This is a genomic window from Ignavibacteriales bacterium (assembly GCA_026390775.1).
GTDB lineage: Bacteria > Bacteroidota > Ignavibacteria > Ignavibacteriales > Melioribacteraceae > Fen-1258.
Map to the genome: position 1 here is coordinate 449,494 of JAPLFF010000003.1, position 25,396 is coordinate 474,889.

The 25,396-nt window shown below is 35.6% G+C and carries 23 protein-coding genes; all 23 read left to right on the forward strand.

The genetic code is table 11. The features are described 5' to 3' along the window. The first annotated feature begins 2 nt into the window (after positions 1-2). The 23 genes from NTZ27_02310 (at position 3) to NTZ27_02420 (ending at position 25,353) form a co-directional block, all read left to right on the forward strand. Complete coding sequence (locus NTZ27_02310) at positions 3-1,142, forward strand: DUF3341 domain-containing protein (protein MCX6173569.1); 1,140 nt, start codon at positions 3-5, stop codon at positions 1,140-1,142. Further along, the gene (locus NTZ27_02315; protein MCX6173570.1) at positions 1,139-2,317 is read left to right on the forward strand and encodes a quinol:cytochrome C oxidoreductase; all 1,179 of its coding nucleotides are present in this window, start codon (positions 1,139-1,141) and stop codon (positions 2,315-2,317) included. The genes NTZ27_02310 and NTZ27_02315 overlap by 4 nt, the downstream gene beginning before the upstream one ends. A gap of 12 nt (positions 2,318-2,329) precedes the next feature. Beyond that, on the forward strand, positions 2,330-3,259 hold the full coding sequence (locus NTZ27_02320; GenBank protein MCX6173571.1) for a cytochrome c: 930 nt from the start codon (positions 2,330-2,332) through the stop codon (positions 3,257-3,259). Positions 3,260-3,267: 8 nt separating this feature from the next. Further along, the gene (locus NTZ27_02325) at positions 3,268-4,038 is read left to right on the forward strand and encodes an SCO family protein (GenBank protein MCX6173572.1); all 771 of its coding nucleotides are present in this window, start codon (positions 3,268-3,270) and stop codon (positions 4,036-4,038) included. Beyond that, positions 4,039-5,667 carry a cbb3-type cytochrome c oxidase subunit I gene (locus NTZ27_02330; GenBank protein MCX6173573.1) on the forward strand — a complete coding sequence of 543 codons (1,629 nt, stop codon included), beginning with the start codon at positions 4,039-4,041 and terminating at the stop codon, positions 5,665-5,667. Continuing rightward, on the forward strand, positions 5,660-6,283 hold the full coding sequence (locus NTZ27_02335) for a cytochrome c oxidase subunit 3 family protein (protein ID MCX6173574.1): 624 nt from the start codon (positions 5,660-5,662) through the stop codon (positions 6,281-6,283). Before NTZ27_02330 ends, NTZ27_02335 begins: the two co-directional genes overlap by 8 nt. A 10-nt stretch (positions 6,284-6,293) precedes the next feature. Continuing rightward, on the forward strand, positions 6,294-6,578 hold the full coding sequence (locus NTZ27_02340; GenBank protein MCX6173575.1) for a cytochrome C oxidase subunit IV family protein: 285 nt from the start codon (positions 6,294-6,296) through the stop codon (positions 6,576-6,578). A gap of 8 nt (positions 6,579-6,586) precedes the next feature. Beyond that, a complete protein-coding gene (gene coxB / locus NTZ27_02345) occupies positions 6,587-7,222 on the forward strand; it encodes a cytochrome c oxidase subunit II (GenBank protein ID MCX6173576.1) in 636 nt (211 codons plus the stop codon). Between the two features lie 7 nt (positions 7,223-7,229). Further along, positions 7,230-8,114, forward strand: coding sequence for a protoheme IX farnesyltransferase (locus tag NTZ27_02350; protein MCX6173577.1), 885 nt, complete (start codon positions 7,230-7,232; stop codon positions 8,112-8,114). Positions 8,115-8,144: 30 nt separating this feature from the next. Next, positions 8,145-9,482 (forward strand): hypothetical protein, encoded by a 1,338-nt coding sequence (locus tag NTZ27_02355; GenBank protein ID MCX6173578.1) that lies wholly within the window; start codon positions 8,145-8,147, stop codon positions 9,480-9,482. 357 nt (positions 9,483-9,839) lie between these two features. Next, the gene (locus NTZ27_02360) at positions 9,840-11,123 is read left to right on the forward strand and encodes an MFS transporter (GenBank protein MCX6173579.1); all 1,284 of its coding nucleotides are present in this window, start codon (positions 9,840-9,842) and stop codon (positions 11,121-11,123) included. 245 nt (positions 11,124-11,368) lie between these two features. Then, complete coding sequence (locus tag NTZ27_02365) at positions 11,369-11,836, forward strand: (2Fe-2S)-binding protein (protein ID MCX6173580.1); 468 nt, start codon at positions 11,369-11,371, stop codon at positions 11,834-11,836. A 10-nt stretch (positions 11,837-11,846) separates the two neighbouring features. Then, entirely contained in the window at positions 11,847-14,009 is a 2,163-nt protein-coding gene (locus tag NTZ27_02370) for a molybdopterin-dependent oxidoreductase (protein MCX6173581.1), read from the forward strand. Between the two features lie 271 nt (positions 14,010-14,280). Next, complete coding sequence (locus NTZ27_02375) at positions 14,281-14,805, forward strand: hypothetical protein (protein MCX6173582.1); 525 nt, start codon at positions 14,281-14,283, stop codon at positions 14,803-14,805. Positions 14,806-15,098: 293 nt separating this feature from the next. Then, positions 15,099-16,055: a hypothetical protein gene (locus NTZ27_02380; protein ID MCX6173583.1), complete on the forward strand. Its 957-nt coding sequence runs from the start codon at positions 15,099-15,101 to the stop codon at positions 16,053-16,055. 167 nt (positions 16,056-16,222) lie between these two features. Then, the gene (gene prmC, locus NTZ27_02385; GenBank protein MCX6173584.1) at positions 16,223-17,068 is read left to right on the forward strand and encodes a peptide chain release factor N(5)-glutamine methyltransferase; all 846 of its coding nucleotides are present in this window, start codon (positions 16,223-16,225) and stop codon (positions 17,066-17,068) included. After that, a complete protein-coding gene (dtd, locus tag NTZ27_02390) occupies positions 17,065-17,511 on the forward strand; it encodes a D-aminoacyl-tRNA deacylase (protein ID MCX6173585.1) in 447 nt (148 codons plus the stop codon). The genes prmC and dtd overlap by 4 nt, the downstream gene beginning before the upstream one ends. Positions 17,512-17,557: 46 nt before the next feature. Next, positions 17,558-18,460, forward strand: a complete 903-nt coding sequence (locus tag NTZ27_02395; GenBank protein ID MCX6173586.1) for an alkaline phosphatase family protein — start codon at positions 17,558-17,560, stop codon at positions 18,458-18,460. After that, the gene (locus NTZ27_02400) at positions 18,457-20,871 is read left to right on the forward strand and encodes a DNA internalization-related competence protein ComEC/Rec2 (GenBank protein ID MCX6173587.1); all 2,415 of its coding nucleotides are present in this window, start codon (positions 18,457-18,459) and stop codon (positions 20,869-20,871) included. The genes NTZ27_02395 and NTZ27_02400 overlap by 4 nt, the downstream gene beginning before the upstream one ends. A 2-nt stretch (positions 20,872-20,873) precedes the next feature. Continuing rightward, complete coding sequence (murB, locus tag NTZ27_02405; protein MCX6173588.1) at positions 20,874-21,893, forward strand: UDP-N-acetylmuramate dehydrogenase; 1,020 nt, start codon at positions 20,874-20,876, stop codon at positions 21,891-21,893. Between the two features lie 18 nt (positions 21,894-21,911). After that, the gene (locus tag NTZ27_02410; GenBank protein ID MCX6173589.1) at positions 21,912-23,483 is read left to right on the forward strand and encodes an MFS transporter; all 1,572 of its coding nucleotides are present in this window, start codon (positions 21,912-21,914) and stop codon (positions 23,481-23,483) included. A 340-nt stretch (positions 23,484-23,823) separates the two neighbouring features. Next, positions 23,824-24,372 (forward strand): hypothetical protein, encoded by a 549-nt coding sequence (locus tag NTZ27_02415; protein MCX6173590.1) that lies wholly within the window; start codon positions 23,824-23,826, stop codon positions 24,370-24,372. A 225-nt stretch (positions 24,373-24,597) separates the two neighbouring features. Next, positions 24,598-25,353 (forward strand): hypothetical protein, encoded by a 756-nt coding sequence (locus tag NTZ27_02420; GenBank protein MCX6173591.1) that lies wholly within the window; start codon positions 24,598-24,600, stop codon positions 25,351-25,353. Positions 25,354-25,396: the final 43 nt, after the last annotated feature.

Genomic DNA, 25,396 nt, shown 5'->3' on the forward strand with positions numbered 1-25,396 from the left:
TTATGAGCGAAAAAATCTTATATAGCTACACAAGTATTTTTGATACACCGGATGAAGTAACACATGCGGCTGAAGAAGCTGTAAAGCAAGGATACACTAAGTATGATGTTAACACGCCTTATCCGTTGCATGGGATGAATAAGGCGATGAATCTTCCTGCTTCAAAACTTGGGTATGTTGCATTGATCTTCGGAATGTCTGGAGCATTGGGAGCTTTACTAAGTTTATGGTGGGTCTCTGCAATTGATTATCCTTTAGTGATTGGCGGTAAACCATTCTTTTCCTTCCCGGCTTATATACCGGTAATATTTGAAGTAACGGTTCTATCAGCTTCAATTGCAACTGTTCTTGCGATGTTGTTTTTCTTTTTCAAACTACCCAATAATGCTCATCCGCTTCATGCAACTGATTACATGAAAAAAGTTTCTAATGATAAATACGGAATCGTAATTCAAGCAGAAGATCCAAAATTTGATGAAGCATCAGTTAGAAAATTTTTGGAAAGTGTTCATGCAAGAGAAATAAATGCTGTTTATTGGGCCGAAGAGGAAATTACTCATAAACATAAAATCTTCGAGCCGAAGTTTCTAACTTTCTTATTAGCAGTTGCTGTCATTACTTCCGGTGTAACATATTTTTCGTTGAATAAATTAATGTTCATGCTTCCTTTTAATTGGATGATGGAACAACATAAACAAAATCCTCAGCAAAAAAGTCTTGTCTTTGCTGATGGTTATGGAATGCGTCAACCGGTTAATGGAACAATTGCACGAGGGTTTCTTCCATACAATTTTCAAGGTCAACCCGATCTTGCCGGAGAAAAATTAGTTAATCCTATTCCCATCTCTAAAGAATCATTACAACTCGGACAAACTAAATATGATATCTACTGCAGTCCTTGTCACGGATATCAAGGAGAAGGGGACAGCAGATTACGAGGACAATTTCCTAATCCTCCAAGTTTACATTCGGAAAAAGTTAGAACATGGAGCGATGGAAGAATTTTTGCAGTTTTAACAGACGGACAAAATGTTATGCCGTCTTATTCAACTCAGCTAACAGTTGACGAAAGATGGACAGTAATAAATTATGTAAGAGCATTACAAAGAGCGCTTAACGCTAAGGAGTCCGATCTACAATGATTTCTTCTTCAGTTGAATATCAGAAAAAGGAATTGCCGTCAAAAGTTCAAACAATTGGTCTTGGTTTACTGTTAGTAGGATTGTTAATTGTTGTTCTTGGTTATCTTATTAATCCCGAAAGAAGCGCATACAATAATATTATTGGATTAACATTCCTTATTAGTATTGCAGTTGGTTCTCTCTTCTTTGTTGCGGTTGAATTTTTATCCGGCGCAGCGTGGAGTACTCCGTTTAGAAGAGTCGGCGAATTTTTATCATCTACGGTTTGGATTCTTCCATTACTTTTTATCCCGCTCTTATTGAATGTGAACACAATATTTCATTGGACTCATCCTGCACCGACAGATAAAACTTTGATTGATAAGGCTCCATATTTAAATGTTTCTTTTTTTGTAGTGCGTGTAATTGGTTTTTGGCTTCTATGGTTGTTGTTCTATTATTTGATGATTAGAAATTCCCGTAAGCAAGATCAAACAAAAGATCAACATCTGACAAAGAAGAATATTAAACTCTCAGCTATCTTTATGCCATTATTTGCGTTAACGATTTCTTTTACGGCTATAGATTGGTTAATGAGTATTGAACCTCATTGGTTCTCAACAATTTTTGGCGTTTACTATTTCTCGGGAACTATCCTTGCTGCATTGGCAATCGGAGCTATCTTTATTGTTTTGTTGAATGAACGTGGATTTTTTGTTAAAGGAATTCATACAGACAACTACTATAGTCTTGGAGCGTTGATATTTGCATTCACAAATTTTTGGGCATACATTGCATTCAGCCAGTTCTTATTGATTTGGTATGCAAATCTTCCCGAAGAAACTTTCTGGTTCCTTGCAAGATGGGAAGGGAATTGGAAATTTTTCTCTGTCGGATTAATCATAGTTCATTTCTTAGTCCCTTACATCGGTTTGCTTTCACAGCCATCAAAGATGAATCCTAAGCGGTTAATTTTTATGTCCGGCTGGATTTTGTTTGCACATTATTATGATTTGTATTGGCTCGTAATGCCAAATTTCTTTAAGGAAGGAATTCCATTCAGTTGGATTGAATTAGGGTTCCCTTTATTAATAGCCGGTTTGATAATTCTTGTCTTCTATTATCAAGCAAAGAGAAATAATTTAGTGCCGATTGGCGACCCAAAACTAAAACGCGGAATTGATTTCAGATTATAACAGAATATATCTATGAGCTTAAATAAAAAACCAGAAGATGAATTGAAGTTTAGAGAATTATTGAAAAATCCAATACGATTATTCGGCTGGGTTTTCGTGTTGTTCTTTGTAATCATTCTTTTATTCGGAATTTATTTTGTTAATAATCTTAACCAGATTTCTTTTAATGAACAAGTTGTTGGGATAGCAGATACAACCGGCATCAAAAAAGAAATTCCCATAAAGAAAGGCGGTGTGATGCCTGCTGTGGATTTGGATCTTGTGAAGAATCCCGCTCCGGATTTTATAGCAAACGGTAAAAAATTATATGAAGCAACATGTATGTCTTGTCATGGTGAAAAGGGATTAGGCGATGGAACTGCCGGTACTATGTTAAATCCAAAACCAAGAAATTTTAATGCTGTAGATGGCTGGACAAATGGAAGAGATGTAGATCAGATGTATAAAACACTTCAAGAGGGAATTCCGAAAAACGGAATGGCTGCCTATGAATATTTGCCAAAGATAGATCGCTTCGAAATTATTTCTTACATAAGAACTTTTGCACAATTTCCTCCGGTTACAGACGATCAACTGATTAATCTTGATATGAACTACCAGGTTTCGCAGAGTGCAACAGTAACCAGCACTATTCCGGTTAGTCTTGCTGAGACAAAACTTGAAGAAGAAAATTCTACACTGAATATGCAGTTTTTAAAATTTCAAAAACATGTGAATGATGCACAAGGAAATGCCGGAGCCAATGTTTTGAAGAATTATTCAGTCAATCTAAAAAAAGTTTTTACTTCCTTCTCACGTTTAGGCGCTAATCAAAGTCTTGATAATTATGTTTTTATTGTAATAGCAGATCCGATTAATGCCGGTTTTAACCCGACAGTTGTTCAGTTATCTAAAGATGTATGGAAAATGCTTTATGATTATCTGAAATCTTCAACGATGTAAGACAATAAATGAAAAACACAAAATTATATCTGATATTATTTCTTCTGATTTCTTTTCCTTTGTTTGCGCAAAAGAAAATTGAAGTTGGAATTGACGAAAAGCTTGGCAATACTTTACCTATGGATTTAAATTTCCAGACTTCGGAAGGTAAGACTGTAACTCTTAAAGACATTATCAGTAAACCAACTTTAATTGCTTTGGTCTATTATGAATGTCCCGGTATATGCAATCCTATGCAGAATGAATTAGCATGGACAATTGATAAACTCCAACTTGAACCCGGGAAAGATTTTCAAGTAGTAAGTATTAGTTTCGATCATAAAGAGACTCCGGCGGTTGCAGCGAAATGGAAAAGAAATTATTTATTAACGATCAAAAGAAAATTTGACCCAAGCAGTTGGCTTTTCTTAACCGGTGATAGTTTGAATGTTCATAAACTTACCGAAGCTTGCGGATTTTATTTTAAACCGGCTGATAAACAATTTGTCCATGCTGCAACTTTAGTAGCTATCTCACCTCAAGGAAAGATTTCCCGCTATCTATTCGGAACTAATTTTAATCCGTTTGATGTTAAGATGGCATTACTCGAAGCTGAAAGCGGAAAAACATCTCCGACAATTTCTAAAGTTTTGCAATTTTGCTTCAGTTATGACCCCAATGGAAGACAATACACACTTAATATTACGCGAATCATCGGAGCTGTTATGCTTATTGGTATCGGAATATTTTTGAGTGTTTTATTAATGAAGAAAAAAAATAGAATCAAGGAGCTAAAATAAATGGCTAATGAAATAGCCGTGAAAAATTTTTATCAGCAGAGTACAAACAAACATACCGGAATTCTTTCCTGGTTGTTGACAAAAGACCACAAGAGAATTGGCCTGATGTACATGATGGCGATTATGACATTCTTTGTCGTTGGAATGATCATCGGGTTACTGATGCGGCTGGAATTGATAGCACCGGGCCGCACGATTATGGGTGCACAGACTTACAATACATTATTCACTCTGCACGGAGTGATAATGATTTTCTTGTTTATCATTCCGGGTCTTCCGGCTATTTTCGGAAATTTCTTTTTACCGATTCAAATCGGTGCGGCTGATGTTGCATTCCCAAGATTGAATTTGCTTTCGTGGTATATTTATATGATCGGTGCAACATTGGTTCTTGTTTCACTTTTTCTTCCGGGCGGACCGATTGATACAGGGTGGACATTTTACATTCCATATAGTATTAGGAGCTCGACAAATGTTTCGATGGCATTATTTGCGGCATTTGTACTTGGGTTCTCTTCCATTCTAACCGGAATAAATTTTATAACAACAGTTCATAGATTACGCGCTCCCGGAATGGGATTTTTTAAAATGCCGTTGTTTGTTTGGGCAACTTATGCTACTGCTTGGATCCAAATTATTGCTACACCGGTTATTGCAATTACAATTTTGCTAGTGATAATCGAACGGGCATTTGGTGTGGGGATATTTGATCCTGCTCTTGGCGGCGATCCGATTTTATTCCAGCACATGTTCTGGATCTATTCACATCCGGCTGTGTACATAATGATCTTACCGGCAATGGGTGTGGTCTCGGAAATTATTCCTACATTTTCTAGAAGAACGATTTTTGGATATAAACAAATTGCGTATTCATCGTTAGCAATTGCGTTTATCGGATACCTTGTTTGGGCGCATCATATGTTCAGCAGCGGAATGAGCGATACGGCACGATGGATTTTTTCTTTACTCACATTCATTGTTGCGCTGCCCAGCGGAGTTAAAATATTTAATTGGGTAGCTACAATGTATAAAGGTTCTATTGATCCTCAACCGCCATTCTTATGGGTCATGAATTTTATTTTTCTTTTTTCAATCGGCGGATTAACCGGACTCGTTCTAGGTTCGCTTGCAACCGATATCCATCTTACCGATACTTATTTTGTAGTGGCGCATTTCCATTATGTTATGTTTGGAGGAACTGGTACAATCTTTTTTGCCGCACTTCATTATTGGTTTCCAAAAATGTTCGGTAGAATGTATAATATGAAATTTGCACGCATTGCAGTTGTATTATACTTTATTGGATTTAACATGCTCTACTTCCCAAAATTTATTATGGGTTATATGGGAATGCCGAGAAGATATTACGATTATCTACCGCAGTTCACACCTTATCAGAGAATTTCTACAATAGGTTCATGGATTTTAGTTGGAACGATATTTTTCATTTTTGGATACTTAATTCATGCATTAAGAAAAGGAAAGAAAGCTACATCAAATCCTTGGGGTGGTGTTACATTGGAGTGGCACATTCCATCTCCGCCGCCGTTAGAAAATTTTGAAACTATTCCAACCGTTACGCATGAACCATACGATTTCAGCCAGCTTAAGGAGATGAAGAATGAGTGATCATCAAGAAGCTGCTGTTCATCAAGTTCATCGTGATGATGCTGGTGCAAGAATGGGAATGTGGCTTTTCCTTTTTACCGAAGTACTTTTATTCGGTGGAATGTTTTTAGTTTACGCTGTTTACCGTTATCAATATCCTGATCAATTTCATCTTGCTGCGAAGGAACTGAATACAACTTTGGGTACGCTGAATACAATTATTCTTATAACAAGCAGTTTGACAGTTGCACTTTCGATCGCAGCTCTACAGAAAGGGAATAAATTTCTTTCGCTGATTCTTCTTTCTGCAACTTTATTATTTGCTCTGATGTTCATGGTAATCAAATATTTTGAGTGGACAGCCAAAATATCACATGGAATTTATCCCGGATCGCCTGAACTATTAACTAAACCCAATGGGCAAATTCTTTTCTTCGGTTTATATTATGTGATGACCGGCTTGCATGGTCTTCATGTTTTGGTCGGAATGGTTGTAATCTCTTTCATGATCGTATTCATTGCAAGAGATAAAGTTACTCCTGATAATTATGTGAAGCTGGAGAACTCAGGTTTATACTGGCACTTAGTAGATCTAATTTGGATTTTCTTATTCCCACTTTTCTACTTAATTCAATAAAGGAAGATTCATGAGCGGAAACAATAAACACCATATTAGTTACGGAACATATATAATAGTTTGGCTTGCGCTGCTTGCGTTTACATCACTTACAGTAACGATCGCCGGTGTAAATTTGGGAAGATATACTTTATTTATTGCATTATTGATCGCTGCAATAAAATCCGCACTGGTTATAAATATTTTTATGCATATAAAATTTGACGAACCGATCTTCAAAGTATTTCTTGGAATAAGCGGCTCTACTTTATTTATAATTTTTCTCTTAACATTTTTTGATTACATCTATCGTTGAGGAATTAAATGGGTTTTGGTCCAACTACACATACTGATTCAGTTGATTTTGTGATGTTATATATTGTTGCTATTTCCGTAGTTCTTCTTCTGGGAATTACGGCGACAATGATCTATTTCGTTTTCAAATTCAATAGAAAGAAAGGACACGCCCCTGTTGATATTCACGGCAATATTCTTCTTGAAGTAGTATGGATCGTTATTCCAACATTACTTGTCCTTTCAATGTTTTATTTCGGCTATTCAAGTTTTAGGGAGATAAGAGATATTCCGGCAAATCCTTACACAGTTAAAGTAACCGCAAGGATGTGGCAGTTTTCTTTCGAATATAAGAACGGGAAAAAAGCAGATACACTTTATGTACCTGTAAACACCGGAATAGATTTAGAGATGCAGTCAATGGATGTGAACCATGCTTTTTATATTCCTGCATTTAGAATTAAAGAAGATATTCTTTATGGTAAAACAACGCATTTATATTTTACACCTAAGATAGTCGGTGATTATGATGTAGCATGTGCGGAGTATTGCGGATTGAATCATTCAGCTATGTATACAAAAGTAAAAGTTTTACAAGACAATGATTTTTACAAATGGTTAGAACGCCCCGGTGTTCCTTTAACAAAAATTCAAACGAATAATTGAGCAATAATTGTTTCATCAATTGAAAAAACATATTGGAATAATTTTAGAACTCGGCAAAGTTAAAATAACTTCCTTTGTTGCAGTTTCTACATCGGTAGGGTACATTTTACATTCCGGAAAGTTTGAATGGACTCTGCTGTTTATTGTGATCGGAGTATTCTTATTAGCTTGTGGTTCATCCGCGTTGAATCATTATCAAGAAAGAGATCTTGATGCACAAATGGAACGAACGAAGGGGAGACCGATACCTTCGGGAAGAGTTACACCTTTCTATGCAGTTGTTGTTTCGTTCTTGTTGGCAATCATTGGTTTGGCGATAATTTATTTCTCATCAAACTTAACAGCGTTAATACTTGGTTTTATTGCGTTGATCTGGTACAATATAATTTATACTCCGTTGAAAAAAAGATTTGCGCTTGCTGTTGTCCCGGGTTCTGTCATAGGCGCTCTTCCGCCAATGATAGGCTGGACTGCTTCAGGAGGAAATGTATTTGATATGAAGATATTATCACTTGCATTATTCTTTTTCATCTGGCAGATACCGCATTTTTGGCTCTTGCTTTTACTTCACAGTAAAGATTATGAGAAAGCCGGATTTCCGACACTTACAAAAATATTTAATGAACTTCAGCTTGGAAGAATAACTTTTATTTGGATTGCCGCACTCGTTACAAGTTGTTTGTTGATTCCTTTCTTTAACGTATCATCAAGTTACTATGTTCTAATAATTTTGTTTCTGCTGGGTGTTTGGTTGATGTGGAAAACGAGAGGAATATTATCAGATTATCTTGAAAGGATAATTTTCAGAAAAGCTTTCTTGAGTATTAACTTATATGTCTTAGCTGTTGTTTTGATTATCTCTATTGATAAATTATTTCTTAAAGTATTATAACCCGCCAGAGGCGGATAAATCGGATGTACAATGGAATTTTTAGATAAAGCAATATTACCTCAATCAGCTCATCATATGGTCTTGATCAAATATTTGATCGTGGTTGCATTTGTTATTCTGATCCCTTATTTGAGTTTACTGTTTGGTAATCTGGCATACTCGCTTTATTTCAGAAAGAGAGGTATTAAAGAGAATAATGAAAATTTCTACAAACTCTCTGAAGACTTGATTGAAATGATCACGTTTAACAAAAGCGTGGCTTTTGCTTTAGGAATTGTACCGATGTTGAGTTTAATATTTGGGTTTGCTCAATTGCTCAATCAGACAAACGCAAGTGTGCATGGGTATCTTTTCATTTCTCTTCTATTTTTGTTCACTGCACTCTTGTTGATTTATTATTATAAAAATGGTTTTCTTTTCAAAGTAAAAGTAAGTGATGAAAGCCCTAGCCTGACAGACATTGAAAAAAACAGAATTGCAAAACAAGAAAGAGCAGTAAAGATTTTTGGTAAGTCGGGTAAGTATGGTATTACTTTACTTCTAATCTCGATCTATATATTCTGTGGTGCTATACAATTATCATTCGATACAGAAAGATGGGAGAGTGTAGGCAACATTGCTGAAATGGTTTTTTCTTTTAACGCATTAGTTGGTTTCGTACAATTTATTTTATCTGCTTTCTTAATTACTTCAGCAATGATCTTATACCGTTACTTTAAAACTAATTCGGAAGTTTCTAATTATAGTGATGAATTTAAGAGTTACATCAGAGATTTTGTTTTATTGAGAGGATTATTGGCATCCATAATTCTTCTGTTGTTCGTTGTCTTATCAGTAATGATGAGATCAAAGTTGTCGCTCTCATACGGTGTATTCGGTTATTCAGTTTTTGCACTTTGCTTGATCTTAATTGTGTCCAGTTTGTTTTATGTAATGCTGAAAGAATCGAGTACAAAATATAATTCTGCAGTAATCTATTTAATTATAGTTGCAGTGTTTGTTCTTATTATACGCGATCAATATTCATTTGATGTAAGTACTAAAAAACAATATGCAATTCTAGCCGCTAACTACGAAACATATCAAACTAAAATAAATGAAGGACTTGGGATCGGTGTTGCAGCAATAAGCGGTGCTGATATTTACAACGGAAGATGCATAGCTTGCCATAACTTCGATAAAAGAATAGTTGGACCTCCGTACAATTCAACAATGCCTAAATATGAGGGGAAGAAAGATCTTCTTGTAAAATATATTTTGAATCCTACCAAAGTTAATCCAGAATATCCTTCAATGCCTAACCAAGGTTTAAAACCGAACGAAGCAGATGCTGTTGCTGAGTATCTTCTTACAACTTATAAAAAATAATTTGTTTACTCAGAAAAAGATATCCCATCATAGACCGGATAATTTATTTTATGAATCTGAATATTTTATTCTTATTTTCGATCAGCCAAATATAAATTAGCAAAGACCGTGAGAAAGGATAAAAGTTATTTCCAGTACATTATAGCTGTAGATTCTCACTATTCAGAAAATCATTTCTGGTTGTCAAGGACCACTCCTTGACAAGAGTAACAGTAATTCAGTCAAGGTATGGACCTTGACTGCCACACAAAGATAATACAAGGATGAGCATAATTGCCGGAACGAATTTTATACGGCAATCAAAATTGTTGAGTTTGATATGTTCACATCTTCGATAAATAACAAGCGAGGATTGCCATGCAAAAAATCTTGTTAAATGAATCTGAAAAACCGACAAAGAAGCATTACCAGATCTTAATTATGAGCTGGGCAGGATGGGTATTCGATTTTTATGATCTTGTTCTTTACACTTTTCTTTTGATACCGATCGGAAAGGAATTGCACCTCAGCGATGTTGCACTTTCATTCGTATTAGGTTCATCGCTTGCAGCAACTGCATTAGGAGGAGTTTTATTTGGAATTCTTTCCGATAAAATCGGTCGGCGAACGGTTCTTCAATTGACAATTTTAGTCTACAGTATCGGAACATTCTTATGCGGATTATCATTTAGTCTTTTCACTCTTGTCATTTTCAGAATAATAACCGGTTTAGGAGTTGGCGGTGAATGGGCAACCGGGCAAACATATGTGGGTGAAACTTTTCATGCAAAGATGAGAGGAAAATATTGCGCGTTCATGCAAACCGGTGCGCCAATCGGCGTTGCTCTTGCCTCAGTGGTTGGCGGATTAATCGCTCCGATGGTCGGCTGGCGGATCTGTTTTTTCGTTTCAGTTCTACCGGCTTTGCTTGTAATATTTATTAGAAAACACTTGCCGGAATCGGATTTATGGGAAGAACGGAAAAAAATCATTTCCGGTAAACAGATTTCCGAAAATGAAATCATTACTGAAACTGAAAACAAATTTGTACTACTGTTTTCAAAACAGTATAGAAGACTTTTCATTCAAGCATTGATACTGGCAATTTTCGATATGTCCGCTTACTGGTTCACATATTCTTGGTTGCCGGGATATCTTCATCAGCAAAGACAATTCTCTCTCACGAAATCAGCCTTGTGGATTTTGGTAACTCAAGCCGGTGGGTTCATCGGTTATTTTATATTCGGGTATATTGCCGATCATTTTGGCAGACGACCTGCATATTCGATCTACTCGGTTATTATGGCGGCGGGATTGATTATGATTACCATTATGTGGGATGTGATAGTTTCCGTTCCGCTCGTGATCTTAGTATTCATGTTTTTGGTTGGATTCGGAACCGGTATGTTCGGCGGATTCGGTTCTCTCTTTTCCGAAATTTTTCCTACGTCGATCAGAAATACAGCGATGGGTACTGCATTTAATCTTGCTAGAGGTGTTCAATTCTTTACACCTGTAGTAATTACTTTGATAGCCGCTAAATACGGATTGGGCGGAGGAATTTCACTTGCAGCGCTGTTTGCTTTGCTCACCGGAATATGGATTTGGACTTTTCCGGAAACTAAAGGTAAAGTGCTGACTGCTGTCGGCGTATCACTGTAATGATTTTATGAAACTTCCTCCAACCGAGAGATTCAATAGCTGCGTCAATGCATACATTAAGTATTTTCTTTTTTTAATATTTCTTTCTACTTCTATAGTTGCACTAAAGCTTCCTCCTATTGGAAGTGGGCGCGAGTTTTTAGAATATGGTATTCTTACGGGTTAAATTATTTTATAATATTTTTACATTTATAATCATAGATTTTCAAAACTAATTAAATAAATCAATTCTCAAGGAGTTCGTTATGTCTGAGCTCATCGAATTCAAACTTAACGGTAAAGCAGTTAAAGTAAACGCAGACGGTGAAAGAATGTTGTTATGGGTTCTTAGAACCGACTTCGGTTTAACCGGTACTAAGTACGGGTGCGGAGAAGGATTTTGCGGTGCCTGTACTGTTCTAATTAATAATAAAGCTGAACGTTCTTGCAGTATAGCAGTTAAAAGTGTTAAAGGGAAAGAAGTGCTTACGATTGAAGGATTAATAAATAACGGCAAACTGCATCCTTTACAAAAAGCATTTGCAGAGAAAGATGCACTTCAATGCGGTTACTGCACACCGGGAATGATTATGAACGCTTACGGTTTACTAAAGAAGAAACCAAAATCGACTTACGACGAGATCATAAAAGAAATGGATGATAATTTTTGCAGATGTAGTGCTCATAAAAGAATTGTTGAAGCTATTCAAACAGCATCAACTGAAATGAAGTAGGAGGCATGAAATGAAAAATGATAATTATTTAGATCTGGATTTCAAAGATATTAAAATTCCGTTCGAAGTTGATAGAAGAGAATTTATAAAACTTCTCGGCGGCGGATTGTTTATTCTTTTCACAGTCGGAGATACTTTAGGATATGTTCAACAAGAACAGAGAAGAAGAGGTGAACTGCCCACCGACTTCAATGCATTCTTAAGAATAGATGAACAGGGAAGAACCAGTTGTTTTACCGGCAAGATTGAAATGGGGCAAGGAATAATTACTTCGCTTGCACAAATGCTTGCCGATGAATTGGATGTAACTCTTGATTCGGTTCAGATGATCATGGGCGATACTGATCTATGTCCGTGGGATATGGGAACGTTCGGTTCTATGAGCACAAGGTTTTTTGGACCACCGTTAAGAGCAGCAGCAGCAGAAGCAAGAAACGTTTTGTTAGAATTAGCTTCCGAACAGTTAAAAATTCCGGTTGATAAATTATCCGTTGAGGAAGGTGTAATTTATCAAAAGTTAAATCGTAAGAAAAATATTTCTTATGCAGAACTTACAAAAGGGAAGAAGATAGAACGGCATCTAAAAGGCAAACCAAAAATAAAAGATCCATCCGAATTCAAGATTATGAATAAATCTATAACAAGAGTTGATGCTATTGAGAAAGTTACAGGTAAAGCAAAGTTTGCGGGTGATATGCAGTTCCCCGATATGCTATACGCAAAAGTGTTAAGACCGCCTGCGCATGGCGCAAAACTAATTGATGTTGATTTATCCGAAGTGAAAAAGATGAACGATGTAGTTGTTGTTCAAGATGGAGATCTTGTTGCTGTACTTCATAAATATCCCGACGTTGCAGAAAAAGCATTGGAAAAAATTAAAGCAAAATTTAGCCCTTCCGAATCCAAATTAAATAATGAAAATATATATGAACACCTCATGCAAGTTGCCGGTGATGGAAAGGTAGTATCGCATAACGGAGATATAAATCAAGGAGAAAAGCAGTCTGCTACGGTTATAGATGAAACTTATTATGATAGTTATGTTGCTCATTCGCCTATTGAACCGCACACTGCAGTAGCCAAGATGGATGGTAACAAAGTTACAGTATGGGCATCAACACAAAATCCTTTTACAGCTAAAGAAGAAGTAGCTCGTGCTCTAGGAGTTGCTTCTGAGAATGTCCGCATTATTACTCCATATGTCGGTGGAGGTTTTGGAGGCAAAACAAGAAATCTGCAAATAGTTGATGCAGCTCGATTAGCAAAACTAACCGGTAAACCGGTTATGGTTGCATATTCTAGAAAAGAAGAATTTTTTTACGATGCATTTCACCCAGCAGCAATTGTAAAAGTCAGATCGGGATTAACTAGTTCAAACGATATTAGTTTTTGGGATTACAATGTTTACTTTGCCGGTGAAAGAGGTGCAACACATTTTTATAATATTCAAAATTCAAACACAAAGTCTTATAGCGGTAATAGGAATAGTTTGGTCCAAAATCATCCATTTGCAACCGGTGCATGGCGAGCGCCCGGCAACAATACAAATACTTTTGCAAGAGAATGTCAGATTGATATTATGGCTGCTAAAGCCGGTGTGGATCCGCTTGAATTCAGAATGAAAAACTTGACCGACAAAAAAATGATTGAAGTATTAAAAGTTGCGGGAGAAAAATTCGGATGGAAATCATTTTCGAAAAATCCGAGCGGAAAAGGTTTTGGAATCGCGTGCGGTATTGATGCCGGATCTTATGTAGCTATGATTGTAGAAGTTGATGTGAATTCAAAAAACGGAAATGTTAAAGTGAACCGGGTTGTCTGTGCTCAGAATATGGGACTTGTTATTAATCCTGAAGGAGCAACTATACAAATGGAAGGATGCATTATGATGGGACTCGGTTATGCATTAACAGAAGAAATTAAATTTAGTAATGGAGAAATCTTAAATAAAAATTATGATACTTATGAAATTCCAAAATTCTCATGGTTGCCAAAAATAGAAACTGTTATTCTGGATAAGAAAAATGAACCGCCTCAAGGTGGAGGTGAACCGGCAATTATAACAGTTGGTGCTGCAATTGGAAATGCTATATATGATAAACTTGGTATTAGACTAAATAGAATGCCGATGACACCGGAAAGAATTAAGGACGCGATTGCAAAAAAAAGTTAATTGAGTATTAGTCCATAAAATATTCCCAAATACATTTTGTAAAGACGCCCCATGGGGCGTCTCTATGTAATAATTTTGTTTGAATAGTTTCTATTTTCTCCTAATTTGCATTTGTAACAATTGGAATAGTTTAGTGGGGAATGAAACAACAAATTTCTCTTGCGGACAAACCGGAAACACAAACTGCGCCGAATACTACACAAGCATACTACTTTACGTTAATATAAATTCGATTGGGATATTTAATAGTTAACCCTTAATGATATTACATATGGCGCAACAAAGCAATATTGATGGACTACTTAAGATATTTGAAATAAATAAGAAGAGTATCTTAGAAAAACATTGTAAAAAATTAACGATTTATGCAAAAGATTTTTCAAACCTTATTAATATGGCGGAAGATAGAAAGTTAAATTATTATCATAAAATATATCATCGAGAAATAGTCCCTAACGATTTACAATCGACATTAAATACATTACCCAAAATACATATCGATAAACTAAGTCCTGTTGATACTTCAAATCTTTTAAGAAAACTTGCTCAAGTAATAAAAGTTAGACGCCAATTAGTCGGGCATATGTTCTATAATAGAGATATTACCCAGTGGCGTTTTTTTTATTTTGATCAACGCGACGCTTCGGAGAAAGGTAATCGTTGGGATTATGGTTCACATGTGCACTTTATGAATTATCTGTGGCCAAACCATGACCCAGTATTTATTCTGAAAGAATTTTTGGAAGATAAACCACACTTTAAAGGACATCTACACATTCGTTTCATTGAAAAATAATCGATAAAATATATATTCATTGAGGGCTAACCAGCAACTCAAAACTGACCGCGATTAAGATGCGGTCTTAGGATTTGGCAATTGGTTTTAGTTTTTAGGACTAATTGTTCTTGTAAAGTTTATTAGTAATACAAAACTGATTTATAAAATAAAGTTGCGTTGATAAAACTTAGCCGTTTGTTCTGGGTGGCGGTTTCGTTGTAAAGACCGTTATACGTCAGGAGAAAATCATGTTTAAAAAAATCAGCGATAGCTCAAGCGTAGTAGATCAATTTCTATCCACGATAAAAGGCTTGGGTCATCCTGAGTATCCAATTCTAGACAGTCGGTATGCACCAAATTCTCGGGTTCCGTGTACAGACTTAGTGCCATTTATTTCCGAGCGGATTGTAGTAGGTGACATAGACAGCATCAAATATTTAATGCGAATGGTGGTTGAAGGTAATCCATTTGGCAACGGGTGGATTGAAAAGAGCGTTGATAATATTCTATCAATTCCATTCGAGAAGTATGTTTCGTTTTCATCAGCATGCGCATTACCGGAGCTAAAAGCATTGTTTATTGTAGCGGAAAAAGGCGGTGGTGGCAGGGCGTTCATGATCACTGGAGAAATTCCTCGAATTGTATCGTGGGCCTGCATAGTCCACCAACCGTTATGGTCAACTGATCTACAATCACTTGCTAAAAAGGCGAACTCATGGATAAGCATGATGGCAGAAGAATTTCCAGAAACCCTTTGGGCGGGATATGAGAAATTTGATGTTAGAGAAATCCCCAACAGAACTATCGAAACTAAGATGAGGGAAAAGATCATAGCGCTTACGCCGGCCGCGCGGTTACAGCTTTTTTATGCTGTAGAAAAAAGGGGCGGGTCTTTGCTCAACTTATTAACCAACAATCTAACCAGCGGTCCAATTCGTAGCCTCGGTATAAATTTTGACAAAACATCCCAAGAATTGCTTGAATCTGGTCTGGTTATACCTTCGTTTTCTTCAGAGGCTATCGAGACAGCGTATTCAAAACAAGAATTAGTTGAGCTTTGCGAATCGAGTGACGTAAGCTTCCGAAAATCATGGAAGAAAGAACAGCTATTAGGAGCACTTGCAAAAAAAGACTTAGCAATGTTGGAGAAAATTGCAAACTCCAAGAACGTAGTATCACCAAATATCCAACTTTATCCAGCGTTAAATGACGTAGTACATATTGCTGATGAACATCAAGTAGGATTCAAATTGTTATGTTTTGCGTAGTGGCAATACGCTAGGTTGTCGCGAACAACCCATGGCATATAATTAATTTTACAAAGATTGTTCGAACATCTTACGGTTATAAATCCAATAGTTTTTTTTATTTTTCAGTAACAGCTTTCAGCAATCAGTGGTCAGCTATCAGATAATACCAATCATGGAAATAAATTTTGACAGTTTTAGAATCATTACAGCTATCTACAGACTTTCTTGAAAAGAAAGGAATAGAATCGCCGCGCTTAAATGCTGAACTGCTTCTCTCTGAAATCTTAAAATGTAAGCGATTGGATCTTTATCTAAAGTTCGATCAACCGTTAAAGGAAAACGAAGTTGATATTTACCGGGAATGGATCACTCGTCGTGGAAAGTTTGAACCGCTCCAATATATTATCGGTAATGTTGAGTTTTATGGTTTACCTTTTAAAGTAACACCAGATGTTCTAATACCACGACCGGAAACAGAAATATTGGTTGAAGAGGTAATTAAGTTCTGTAAAGATAAACCCGGATTGAAAATATTAGATATCGGAACTGGAAGCGGAAATATTTCTATTTCTTTAGCGAAAAATTTAGATAATGTAGAAATAATTGCTGTTGATATTTCTGAAAAAGCATTATCTATAGCCAGAGAGAATGCCGTGGCTAATAGAGTTGAAGAAAAAATTCATTTCATTACTGCTGATGTTAAAAATTATGTGTGTAGTTATCAATTCGATATAATAGTTTCTAATCCTCCATATGTCAGCAAAGAAGAATATCCGATTCTTCAAAATGAAATCAAAAATTACGAACCTATGGTTGCCGTTACGGATTCGAGTGACGGATTAGATTTATATCGAACGATAGCGGAAAGAGCACAAATATTATTTAAGAATAATGGTAAGATCTTTTTAGAAGTCGGCAAAGATCAAGAAAAGTTTATAGCAGATATTTTAGAAAAGAATGATTTCATAAATATTTATTTTGTAAAAGATTATCAGCAAATTGATAGAGTCGTTGTTGGAGAATTGAAATGAGAGCATTGGTTCAAAGAGTAACGGAAGGATCAGTTCTTATTGTTGAGCAGAAATATTATTCAGAAATAAAAAAAGGGATGGTGATTCTTCTTGGAGTAAAAGAAGGTGATACCGAAGAAGATTTGAATTTTGTTGCCGACAAATGTTCCAACTTGCGGATCTTTGAGGACGAAAATGAAAAGATGAATCTTTCTCTAAAAGATATTAATGGGGAAGTTCTAATTATTTCTCAATTCACTTTATACGGAGACGCAAGAAAGGGAAATCGTCCGAGTTTTACAGATGCTGCTCGTCCTGATGTTGCAGAATCAATGTATGAAAAATTTATAGCTCGGATGAAAAGTAATCTTGGAAATGATAAAGTTAAATACGGAGTGTTTGGCGCGATGATGATGGTAAAAATATTTAATGATGGACCGGTAACAATTTTACTTGAACCTTAACTAAGGAGGGGGACATGGGGGTGGTTGAAAAAGAAAGGATCAAGAATTGCACTCAACAATAATGATCTTCATGGATGGTGTTGGAATCGGAAAGAAAGATTACGAATACAATCCCTTCTTCAAGTATGGCTTCAAAACATTCTCAGAAATCTTCGGTGAGATTCCTCATATTGATAAACAAAAACTAAAAGGTAATAATGCCTTTCTTTTTCCTGTTGATGCTTCCATGGGTATTCCTGATATACCTTTAAGCGGAACCGGACAGACATCAATCTTCTGCGGCATTAATGCACCAAAATATATCGGAAAACATTTCGGACCTTATCCTTACTCAACGCTTGTACCAATCATAAAAGAAAAAAATATCTTTCGTTCTTTCATGCAAAGAAGAAAGAAAGTTTATTTCGTAAATGCATATCCAAAACAATTTTTTGATTATGTAAATTCCGGAAGAAGAAGATTAAGTGTAACCACTTTAAGCTGTATTATGAATGGAATGAGGTTGAATAATATAAGTGACATTCATAAAGGAAAAGCTTTGGCCGCCGATATTAACAACCGCCTCTTTGTAGAAAAGATGAATTATAAATTGAAGGTTATAAATGCTGAAACTGCGGCGGATCGTTTAATACGGCTTGGTTCGAAAAATCATTTTACATTATTTGAAATATTTCACACAGATCATCTTGGTCACGGCAGAAACAGTGAATGGCTTGAATACACAACGGGAATTCTGGATCGTTTTCTTTTTCATATAATTACAAATCTAAAAAAAAATATGACACTTGTTGTTTGTTCTGATCACGGAAACTTTGAGGATCTTTCTATTAAGATGCACACACTGAATCCTGCAATAGGAATTACAGCCGGGAAGGATGCAGAATTATTATCAAAGAAGATTAAGAAGCTTTACGATATCAAACCGGCAATAATGGAGATGTATGATTGAGTAAATATCCTCTCATAAAATTTGTAATTCTTTTTATGATTGGAATAATCTTCCAGTCTATTTTGTCCATTCCATTAATTACACTTTTAATTTTCTTCTCGTCTGCTTTATTCATCTCGGTAATATTTCATTACCTAAAATCAACTTATACTGAACAGTTAAAAGTTATTCCAATAATTATAGCAATACTTCTTTGCGGGTCGCTTTATTATTCAGTTGTATCACCTCCGAAAGTTCGCTATCCGTTTCATTTAGAAAAATATACTAAAACTTTAATCAGCGGTACGATAGATAATATAGAATTGAAAAAAGAAGGCAGAATAATTTTATATTTATCTGCCGACACTGTAACTACAAAAGAGCAGAAGTTTCAAGGCACATTTAAAATACTTTGTTCTGTTTATGATGAAGATAGAAAAACATCAAAACTATTTGATCAATTAGAAATTGGGAACAGAATACAAATCTTTGGAAATATTATAAAACCAAGGAATGAAAGAAATCCGGGCGAATTTGATTATGAAAAATATCTAAGCGGAAAGGGAATTGTTGCAATCGCAAATATCTATAAAACCGATGACGTAAAATTTATCTCGAAGGAAGTTTCGGTTTACAAAAACACAATTCATCAAATCAGAAAAAAGTTGGATGAGCAAATCACATCGCTGCATAACAAAACTACAGCCGGCTTACTTCGCGGATTACTACTAGCTGATCAAGGCTCGATTGATTATGTTATCAAAAATGAATTTATTAATTCTGGAGTTGTGCATGTATTGTCTGTCTCCGGCTTACATGTTGGTTACATTGTTCTGATCTTCTTAGTTGTCTTCAATAGGTTTAATATTTTTACGCGCTACACATTAACATTGATCGGCTTGTTGTTCTATCTGATAATAACCGGTGCAGACGCGCCGGTGTTCAGATCAACAGTAATGGCTGTTGCCTTATTAGCAGCACCGGCTATGGGCAGAGAATACAACAGCTTAAATGCTTTGTCTCTTTCGGCTTTTATCATTTTATTGATTAGTCCGAATGAATTATTCAATCCAAGTTTTCAATTATCCTTCTCAGCGATATTATCGCTGATCTTAATCTACCCGCCAATGAAGCGTGCAGTTGATAACATGCACATAAAAATAAAATGGCTGAATTGGTTTTTAGTTTTTTGCGTTACCTCTTTATCGGCACAAATAGGAACGCTTCCTTTTACGCTAACTTATTTCCATCGTCTTTCTGTATCTGCTTTGCTTGCCAACTTAGTTGTTATTCCGGTTTCAGGTGCAATTGTAGCCTTGGGAATATTCACATTGTTTATCGGTTCTATTTTCAGCTGGTTCGGTTCCGTATTTGCTTCTGCTAATGAACTGCTGACATACGTTATGTATTTCTTCGTTCGTTTAATGGGTGGAGATAAATACTCATACATTTTTATTAACCAGTTCAGTGTTTACGACGCAATATTATTTTATCTCGTCTTAGCATTTATATTTTTCATCTTAAAAATATTTACAAATAGAAACGCAAAAATTGCCGGAGTAACTTTATCAGTTGTGCTATGGATTATGTTCATGCGTTTAGATAATTATGAATTGATGCCGAAGAATATTTTATCAGTTACGGCTGTAGATGTTGGGCAAGGTGATGGCCTATTGGTAAAATTTCCAAATGGTAAAACAGCATTGATAGATGCGGGTGAAGCGACGGAATATTTTGATAACGGCGAACGCGTGATTTTACCTTTAATGGATAAATTAGGTATTGATAAAATTGACTACGGATTTATTTCTCACGTTGATTCCGATCATTACAAGGGATTCTTATCAATAATAAAAAAACATAGAATTAAATTTATTTATAAACCAAAGCTTGATCCGAAATTTCAAAAAGATATTGATCTTGAAAAGATGTTATCAGAAGAAGGAGTTCCATTCCAATATTATTCAAAACAAATAATTCCGATCGGCAACAGCCGTATTTATGTTTTGAATGACACTACAAACCATTATTTTGAATCTATGAGTTCGAATGATCAAAGCGGAATGCTTAAGTTGGTGTATGGGAATAATTCTTTTTTGTTTACAGGCGATGCAAGTACAAAAGTTGAAAGCGACTACGTGAGTAAATACAAAACATTTTTACAATCTGATGTTCTAAAAGCTGGGCATCACGGAAGCAGATCAAGTACAAGCGAAGAATTTCTGGATTTTGTTAAACCAAATTACGCGATCATTAGTGCCGGAGTTATGAACAAATTTAATCATCCGCATAAAGATATTATTGAACGGTTCAATCAAAATAAAATTAACATTGTAAGAACTGATAAGTCCGGCGGTATAATGTTTAGATCGGACGGATATAAAATAGAAGAGATTAATTGGAAGAAAGTGGAATCAACGTTTAATCTATAACCATGCTTAAAATTCAAGAAAACAAATCCTTAAAATCCTACAACACATTCGGTGTTAATGTAAAAGCTAATTATTTCATGTCTGTTGAATCTGAAAAAGAGATATTGGAAATATTACAATCCAAACGTTTCAACAGTATGAATAAACTTATTCTTGGCAGTGGAAGTAACATCCTGTTCACTAAAAATTATGACGGTTTAGTCATCCATTATGTTGAGAAGGGAATACGCGTAGTAGAAGAAAATGAAAAGTATGTAATCATTGAATCTTCAGCCGGAGAGATTTGGAATGACTTGGTTTCCTACTGTGTTGAGAATAAATATTACGGAATCGAAAACCTTTCACTCATTCCCGGAACTGTCGGAGCCGCACCGATTCAAAACATCGGCGCTTACGGTGTAGAAATTAAGGACGTATTCGTATCTCTTGAAGGAATTAACTTAGAATCGGGAGAGAAAAAGATTTATAAAAAAAATGAATGCAAGTTCGATTACCGAGACAGTATTTTCAAAAGGGAATTGAAAGGGAAGTTCATAATCACTAAAGTTATTTTGAAATTACAGAAAGAAAAACAGTTCAATCTTAATTACCGTTCCTTGAATGATTATTTAGGAAAAGCGAACAAAGAAAAGTTGACGATCAGAAGAGTACGTGAGACAATTAACAAAATTAGAATGAGTAAGCTTCCCGATCCTCAGCGTTTTGGAAATGCGGGAAGTTTCTTTAAGAATCCGGAAGTGAATGAAGAAAAATTTTTAGAATTGAAAAGAGATTTTGAGGAAACTGTATTTTTCAAATTAGATAAAAATAAATACAAATTACCTGCCGGATTTCTAATTGAAAAATGCGGCTACAAAGGTAAGAGAATCGGAGACGTAGCAACATATAACCGTCAAGCGTTGGTTATAATCAATATGGGCAGTGCAACGGGAGAGCAGATCAAAACATTCTCGCAAGAAATTCAGAAAGCTGTCTTTGATAAATTTGGAATTGAATTAATTCCTGAGGTAAATATTTTATAACCTAACTAATGGTGAACTATGGATTTATTAGTTTCTGTAATCGGTCTGACATTAATAACTTACTTTGTTATTCTGCTCGGTGCAACTCGTCTTGCAATTAAGAAAGGATTTAATGCACCAGCAATGTTTACGTGGGCGTTGTTTTTCCCGCCTATTGCTGCGATAATTGTGCTATTCATTTATAGAAGAGAAAATGTAGAACGTGATGAAAAAAATACTTTCTCAAATATCATTTGGGAAGTTACACAGCCTTTCATAGATCTTGCACATACTTCCCGTGCGTTACTCGGTTTGAATATATCTTACATTCTTGAAGGACTAACTTACTTTGGAGTAGTAGGACTTCTTGCAATTTATTTTAATGATTACATAAAACTCGATGATATCCGTGCGGGAAATATGGTTGGCGTTCTTACTGCGGGAATTACGTTGAGCATGTTATTCCTTGGTGCTACAGTAGATATTGTCGGAGTACGCAAAGCGTTATTGTATTCACTCTCATTCATGTTTTTTGGAAGAATACTTTTATCAACTGCACCGCATCTTGGCGCTACGGGACTATGGGGTTCGGCTCACATCTACTCAATGCTTGGAATACTTGGCGTAGTGATCGGTTATGGAATGTATCAACCCGCGGCTTATGCAGCTGTTAAAAAATTTACAAATGAAAATACTGCTGCAATGGGTTACGCAATGTTGTATGCGTTGATGAATCTTGGCGGATTTTTACCGGGATTAATTTCTTCACCAATTAGAAGATCTACAAGCATTCTCGGTGTTTTCTGGGTTTATGTTGGTCTCACGGTTGCTGGAATTGCAGTCGTCTATTTTATTATAACTAAGAAAGCAGTTGCAAAAGCTATAGAGATAGCTTCTAAGGAGAAAAATGTTAATCAGCAGGAAGATGAAGATGAACTTGCTAAAATGACGGCAAAAGAAAAACTGAAATTCTACTTGAAAAATTTTCCGTTGAAAGATAAACGGTTTTTGTTCTTCATTTTTGCATTGATACCAGTACAAACTTTGTTCGCTCACAATTGGTTGACTATTCCGCTTTATGCAAGCAGGGCATTTGGAGGATTTGTAAAGGATAATTATGAATTTTTTGTAAACCTCAATCCTATCTTCATCTTCATTCTAACTCCTATGATCGCGGCACTAACATCGAAAAAGAATGCGTACACAATGATGATCATCGGAACTTTTGTAATGGCTTCTCCAACTTTTATTCTTGCATTGGGACCGAACTTAAATACACTTATCGCCTATATAATTATTATGACTATCGGTGAAGCGATGTGGCAGCCGAGATTTTTGCAGTGGGTTGCAGAAATTGCACCGAAGAACATGACCGGCATCTATATGGGCATCGGACAATTCCCATGGTTCCTTACAAAAGTAGTTACAAGTCTTTACTCCGGCTGGTTCTTGATGCACTATTGTCCTTCACCTGAACAAACACCGTCCGTACCGATGAATACGGAATTCATGTGGCTCATCTACGGATTCATTGCAATTATGTCGCCGGTATTTTTGATATTAGCACGTAAATGGATGATGAAGGGATTCAAAGAAAAGCACAGCAGATAGCTATTAGCGGTTAGCTTTTAGCTGTTGGCTTAAAAGAATGTTTGTCATTGCGAGGAGTTCTGAGCTTGTCGAAGAATGACGAAGCAATCTCAGACTTAAATATTTAACTGAAGATTACTTTGTCACTCCGGACTTGATCCGGAGTCTATAAAATGCAAAGTGCTTGTTGTAATTTATCTTTACACAAAAGAAAATTTAATTTAAGTTGTAATTGGGTTTTGTACGCTGCTTACTCGATTGTCCCCAAAATAAAATTTTTAATAGTAGAAATAAAACAGCCGCTATTATGTCATTTGGCGGGTTAACTAATAGTTATACAACCAAATAATGTGAGTGCAAAATGAACTCAAATATTAAAAGTCTTTTATTAACTGCTGTATTCGGTTTTGTAGTTTGTATTCTTCTTGGGCTTCTATTTTTTGGCACAGCTATTTTCAACTTTCGATATCCAGTATCAGTCATTGTCTTGTCTGGATTTTATGGTGCCATCTTTTTTAGTGTATTAAAGTATCAGAAGAAGAAAGAACAATTTTTAACCGCATTTGTTATTTTAATTCTAGACTTGCTTCTGCAAGGAAAATCAATAACTACAAAATTTCTGATAAGAGACATCATATTTATTGCAAGCTTACTCAGTTCAATTTTGTGCTACAAATTATTTATAAATAAATACAATTCATTGCCTTTGTTCATCAGAAGTTTGTCACTTCCATTATTATTAGGATTGTTTAACATTCTTGCTACTCTGATCTTGATTCTTATTTTTAATCCAAGTGCAATGAAAATTGATTCTGCAATATTTCTAAATGCTAAATTCGCTGCATTTATTGGTTTAGGTCTCGGAATTGGGTTTGATCTTTTTGAAAAACTGAAGACAAAAATTATATAATAAAATAAAGGTTGTATAACCAGCAACTCAAAGCGACCGCATCTTCGATGCAGTCGTTTGATGTGGTAATTGGGTTTGGCTTTTCAGAGTTGGTTTGTTGTTCAAAGTTGATTTATACTTTTAAACTGATTTATAACTAAAAAGTCGTTTGCAATTGTGGCATCGCTGTTTTGGGCGGCGCTTTAGTTGCCACGTCGTTAGCCATTTTTGATTTAGGATAAAATTATGTCTGGAGTTCTAATAACGAAGGGTATGAGAATGGCAATTCCCGTTGGCGGAATTAAAATTAGAATGGATCAACAAGAGGAAATGCAAGTTAAGGTTGTAGTCCACTATGATGTTTGCCCTAAATGGTTAGAACTATCTTTAGAACATTTGTTGGAAGCACAAAAAAGTAAAAACAGTCGAATAATAGCTTGGAATGAAAACAAAGAAAACAAAATTGATTTCCTTGAAGAAGAATTTGCATTTTCAATGCAATCAATAATGGCGGCCTCAATTGCATTAGATGCATTTTACAGTTCAATTAAAGAATATGTAGAAATTCCGCAAAGTTTGACAGAATTATGGAGAGAGAGAAGAACTTCAAGACATGCACAAATTGGAGAAGTTCTAAGAAGAGCATTTTCTCTCAAATCGAATGGGACCAAAAATTTGCGAAAGTTTCTTCAAGTTATTTTCAAATTCCGTGATCTTGCTGTTCATCCATCTGGTAAATTAGAAGAACCAATTTTACATCCTGAATTAAATGTAGGTGTTGAATGGCGTTTTGTTTATTTCAGTTTTGAAAGAGCCAAAAATATTTTGATGGCTACACTTGAAATAATGTGGCAATTAATTAATTCGAAAAATATTATTAATCCAAAGATCAATGATCATTGCAAATCTTTAATACAATTGCTATCACCAGTTTATGAAAAATGGAAATGTAATTATGGTTCTCTTGAGGCAACTAAAGGAAAAGTTGTAGAAATAAAATAAATGGCTAACAAGCGCCTCAACACGACCGCTTCTTGACTGAAAA